This is a genomic window from Azospirillum sp. SYSU D00513 (assembly GCF_017356015.1).
GTDB lineage: Bacteria > Pseudomonadota > Alphaproteobacteria > Azospirillales > Azospirillaceae > Azospirillum.
Genome location: NZ_JAFIQV010000096.1, coordinates 1 through 4,619 on the forward strand (window position 1 = coordinate 1; position 4,619 = coordinate 4,619).

Sequence of the window (4,619 nt, forward strand, 5' to 3'; positions counted from 1 at the left end):
AAGGGCTGGTGAAACACCGCCCGCAGAACAAGCGCCGTCTCGACCGCGAGATCCGAATAGCGCGCCTGACCGCCCGGTGTGGTCCGCGGACCAGCTCGCCAAGCGGCAACCGCTTTCTCAGTGAACCAGATCGTCAGCGAGCCGCGTTGCCGCAGCCCGGCTTCGTAGGCCTGCCAGTTCGTCACTCGGTAGTGGGCTTTCGGGATCCGATGCCGGCGGTCAGCATTGTGTTTGTGCGGCATGCTCAAGCAAGGAGATCAGCAAGGGGTCCGCCTTCTACCCAACCTCATCCGACCGGGCAACCGCCGCATCCGTGCACCAAACCAGCAGGGATGCCCTGATGATGTCTGAGAAAGTGCTGATTGCCTCATCCTCTGTGATCTTCCCGCGCACAATCGCTGCCGTAAGCCCTTCTCCTGCGCCGACCAACCCAATGCACAGGCAGTTGGCTGCAGCCTTGGACAACACGCTCAGCGGCCTGAGGACGGATACGAACATCGCGACGGACTGGTCGAGCAGTTCGTCATAGACCTCGGCTTTCTCCGGACTGCCGGCCAGTGCGGCACCGACGATGTGGAATTCACCAGTCAGATCAGCCGCACAGCGAATGTAGGCGTCGGCCAGACACGCTATTGTCTCGCCACGATCTCGTGGCCCTTTCGCCATCGCTTGACGGAACGCCTCGATCCGCTCGGCGTCGATCCACCGATAAAGCGCGATCAGCAGCCCCGATCGCGTGCCGAAATGGTCGTAGACGACAGGTTTCGAGACCCCGGCACGGGTCGCAAGATGCCCGAGTGTCAGGCAGTCAGCTCCCTCTTTGCGGACGATTTCAAGAGCCACGTCCAACAGCTGTCGATGCCGCTTCGCCTTCGGAAGCCGCCGGTTTCGCTGTGCGGGCACCCCGCCTTCGATCGATCCCACGATTGACCCGCTTGAAACTTACCTTTAGTAGGTTATCTGTAACCTACGTTCAGTAGCTTATTGGTTCGGCATGGAGACCGTCAATGTCTTTTGCACCCATCCTCCGGGACGGTGTCGCGCCGCACGCGTTGGTGGTTGCGGCCCATCCCGTTGCCGCGTCGCTGACCCGCGCGGTGATGAAGGCAGTCGTCAAATCGCTTGCAGCCCATGGGCATACGACCGAGATCGCCGATCTTGTCGCCGAGGGCTTCAACCCGGTTTTCGGTCACGCGGATCACGCCGCCTACTCCGGTGTCGGCCCCTTGCCCGATGACGTGCGAACCGAGCAGCGGCGGATCGACCGCGCCGATCGTCTGATCCTGATCTACCCCGTCTATTGGTGGGGATTGCCGGCGCTGCTCAAGGGCTGGATCGACCGGGTGTTCGTCGCCGGATGGGCGTTCGAGGAAGACGCGGAGAAAGGCATTGCAAAGCGGTTGAGCCGGTTGAAGGTCCATTTGATCGCGCTCGGCGGAGCGGATGGCGCGACATACGATCGGCATGGCTACCGCCAAGCGATGCACGCCCAGATCGAGCACGGCATCTTCGACTTCTGCGGCGCGGCGGTTGTCACCTCGGAACTCGTCACCGCAGACCGGCTCGGCACGCCGTCACTCCTTGAGGACACGGTGCGGACCATCACCAACAGCCTGCCGCGCCAGGATGCCCCGCATGTTTCCGGCAATGGAGAAGTCACCGATGATCGCGACGACGTTTGAGGCCGCTGTCCACGCCGGCGATCTGCCGACAGTCACGCAGTGTTTGCGTCAGGGCGCGAACGTGAATGAAACGATGTCCAGCGGCTTGTCGCCGTTGATGATCGCGTCGGGGTTGGGTGAAGCCAGCATGGTGTCATTGCTGTTGACGGCAGGAGCGGACGTCCGTGCTGTGGAACCGAGCATGGGGAACACCGCGCTGCATAAGGCCGCGTTGTCGGGAAACCGGCAAGTTGCCGAACTCTTGCTCGATCATGGTGCCTTCATCGACCAGCAGACACCTCGTCTCGGTCACACCGCGCTGATGGATGCTGTGATTTACAAGCACGGCGATATAGTTCGTCTGCTTCTGGACCGAGGAGCGAAGACCTCCCTTCGCAATCATTGGGGCGAAACGGCTGCAGCCATCGCCAAGCGTGACAGCCTCGACGACATTGTCGCGCTGCTTGAAGCCAATGAGCGGGGGAAGGCCGAACATGTGAAGGCGCTTCGTCTCCATCTTGCGGTATCCGAAGGAGATGTCGCGGAAACACGGCGTCTGATAGACGCCGGAGAGGATGTGAACGCTCGGGTTCCCATGGTGGGAAGCTTCGACGACAATTATACGCCGCTCGCGGTGGCAGCGCGGGACGGGCATGTCGAAATCATCCGCCTGCTTCTGGAAGCCGGCGCGAACCCACGCGGCTCGGTCGGGCTATATAGCGGGACCGCGCTCCACGAAGCCTGTTACTTCGGTCATTCAGCGGCGATCGAAGTTATGTGTCAAGGCCACGAGCAGGCGGACAAGCGATCAGACGAACTCGATGTGCAGGGTGCGCTGAACGGGTTCACGCCGTTGCATGACGCGGTGTGGCACGGGCATATCGACGCTGTGGCCGCCCTGGTGGACGCCGGGGCACGATTGGATATTCGAAATCACGCTGGCCTTACACCGCGCGAGATGGCGGTTCACTACGGCTATGATGCGCTTGCACGCCTCTTGGCTGACGCCGAGGCCCGCTGAGGGACGACGATCCTTTTATGTCACCTCGCCGAACAACTACGGCGCGGGCAGACCATTTTTCTGAAAGCAGACGGCAATGATCCATTCCACCAGGAGAGCTTTCCTCGCAGGTGCGGCAGCGGCCGGATTCGTAAACGCGGTACCCGCATTCGCCCGCGCGCCTGCCATGCCGACGCCCCGCTATATCAAAACCAACGGCATCAGGTTGTCCGTCCATGAAGCCGGTGCAGGACCCGCGATCGTTCTTTTGCATGGCTTCCCCGGCCTCGCCTATAGCTGGCGCCATCAAGTGTCCGCACTGGCCGCAGCGGGATATCGCGTTATCGTTCCGGATTTGCGTGGTTACGGCCGAAGTGATGCTCCAGCAGCCGTGGAGAGCTATGACATCGATCATCTGACCCGGGACTTGGTCGGCCTTCTCAATGCCCTCCACCTTGAGAAGGCGGTGTTCATGGGGCACGACTGGGGCGGTATCCTGGCGTGGCAGATGCCGCTTCTGCACGCTGATCGCGTTGCCGGGGTCATCGGCATCAACACACCTTTCATTCCGCATTGGATGCTGTGGCTGCATCCTGATCTTGTCGCGGCTGCCTTGCCGAAGGGGCGACGCTTCGTGGCTGACCTGCGGGTCGATCCTGTGGAACAGATGCGCCAAGTCTACAGTCCGAACATGTACGTGCTGATGTTCCAGTCGGGAAAAGCTGCCGATCAGGCGATGGATCGCGATCCGCGGGGGACGCTGCGTGCATCCTACCGCAAGAACCTGATGACGAATGCAGCGTGGGACAAGCTGGAGCCGGAAGTCGCGAACATGGAATATTACGGGCAGCCGCTGCCGGAGGTTCTGCCTGGTAAGGACGTGCTGACCGACAGCGAACTGGATTTCTATTCGGGGGAGTTCGCACAGACGGGTTTCACGCCGGCGATCAACTGGTACAGGAACCTTTCACGAAATTGGAGGGCAGGGCTCGCGGTCGATCAGACCATCCGTGTGCCTTCATTGATGCTGTCTGCCGAGCATGACGTCGTGCTTCGCCCGAGCATGGTGGATGGAATGAAGGACGTCGTGCCCGATCTCGAACGCCACGTCGTTCAGGACTGCTGGCACTGGCTGCCCGAGGAAAAGCCCGAAGAGTTGAACCGGCTGGCGCTTTCGTGGCTGCGCAGGCGCTTCCCTCCAGGCTGATCCCGGCGTTGCGCGTCTCAGCCGCCACTCGAAGTCCGAGCGACGTACCTGCGCCTCGAAATCGGGTTCGGGAGAGCCGTCGGCCCGGCTGCCGATCTGCCCGACACGAAAAGCAGCGTGCCTGCCTTGCCAGCCGGGAAGCACGACGTTGCACTGAGCCCTCATCTGGTCCTTTGCGGGGTCTGCCTTGCGGTTCCTCCGGACCCGGATACCGGCACTCGGTCAGATCGTTCGATCCACGATCTGGTCGTGCGTCCGCGTGAGATCTGCGGCGAGCGCATGAAACGCAGGTGCACAGGCGTTGTCCGTCAAAGGGTGGCAAAGCGGACAGGCGGGCAACGCGGTTTCGTGACAGTCGCTCCTGCGTTCGTCCATAACCCTCTCCACGTCATGAGCCGGCCTTGGGGTCTGGCGCCGGCTGGAGAGGGAGATCGCGTGCCGCGACATCGTTTGTTGCCCGACACGGAGTTACGGCGGCTTCTTGGTATTCCCGCGGATCAGGATGCTTTGGCGCGTCGCTTCACGCTCACCCCGTCGGATCAGGATCTCGTTCTGACACGGCGGGGCGCGGCCAACCGGCTGGGCTTCGCCGTGCAGCTGGCGCTGCTTCGGCATTCGGGACTATCCGGAATTTCGTGCTCGGCGGGGGCGATTTCAGTTTTAGGCGCTCATGGCCTTTGTGAACCGCTCACCGAACATGACGGCCATCTGCGCCTTTGCGGCCGTCCATTCACGGGGTGACATCTTCCAG

General features: G+C 61.9%; 5 protein-coding genes and 1 pseudogene. 4 read left to right on the plus strand and 2 right to left on the minus strand.

The window, feature by feature from the left end; translation table 11 throughout:
- Positions 1–242: transposase (locus JUB11_RS32220; RefSeq protein ID WP_247887476.1), on the minus strand; the 242-nt coding region annotated here is incomplete at its 3' end.
- A 34-nt stretch (positions 243–276) separates the two neighbouring features.
- Positions 277–924 (minus strand): TetR/AcrR family transcriptional regulator, encoded by a 648-nt coding sequence (locus JUB11_RS32225; RefSeq protein ID WP_207462900.1) that lies wholly within the window; start codon positions 922–924, stop codon positions 277–279.
- A gap of 83 nt (positions 925–1,007) precedes the next feature.
- On the opposite strand from JUB11_RS32225, the gene JUB11_RS32230 reads away from it, so the two are divergent.
- The 4 genes and pseudogenes from JUB11_RS32230 to JUB11_RS33090 all read left to right on the plus strand — a co-directional run.
- The gene (locus JUB11_RS32230) at positions 1,008–1,682 is read left to right on the plus strand and encodes an NAD(P)H-dependent oxidoreductase (RefSeq protein WP_207462901.1); all 675 of its coding nucleotides are present in this window, start codon (positions 1,008–1,010) and stop codon (positions 1,680–1,682) included.
- Positions 1,663–2,682, plus strand: a complete 1,020-nt coding sequence (locus JUB11_RS32235; protein WP_207462902.1) for an ankyrin repeat domain-containing protein — start codon at positions 1,663–1,665, stop codon at positions 2,680–2,682. The genes JUB11_RS32230 and JUB11_RS32235 overlap by 20 nt, the downstream gene beginning before the upstream one ends.
- A 76-nt stretch (positions 2,683–2,758) precedes the next feature.
- On the plus strand, positions 2,759–3,868 hold the full coding sequence (locus tag JUB11_RS32240; protein ID WP_207462903.1) for an alpha/beta hydrolase: 1,110 nt from the start codon (positions 2,759–2,761) through the stop codon (positions 3,866–3,868).
- A 435-nt stretch (positions 3,869–4,303) separates the two neighbouring features.
- Positions 4,304–4,492: pseudogene (locus tag JUB11_RS33090) on the plus strand (DUF4158 domain-containing protein); the annotation flags it as partial.
- Positions 4,493–4,619 lie beyond the last annotated feature (127 nt).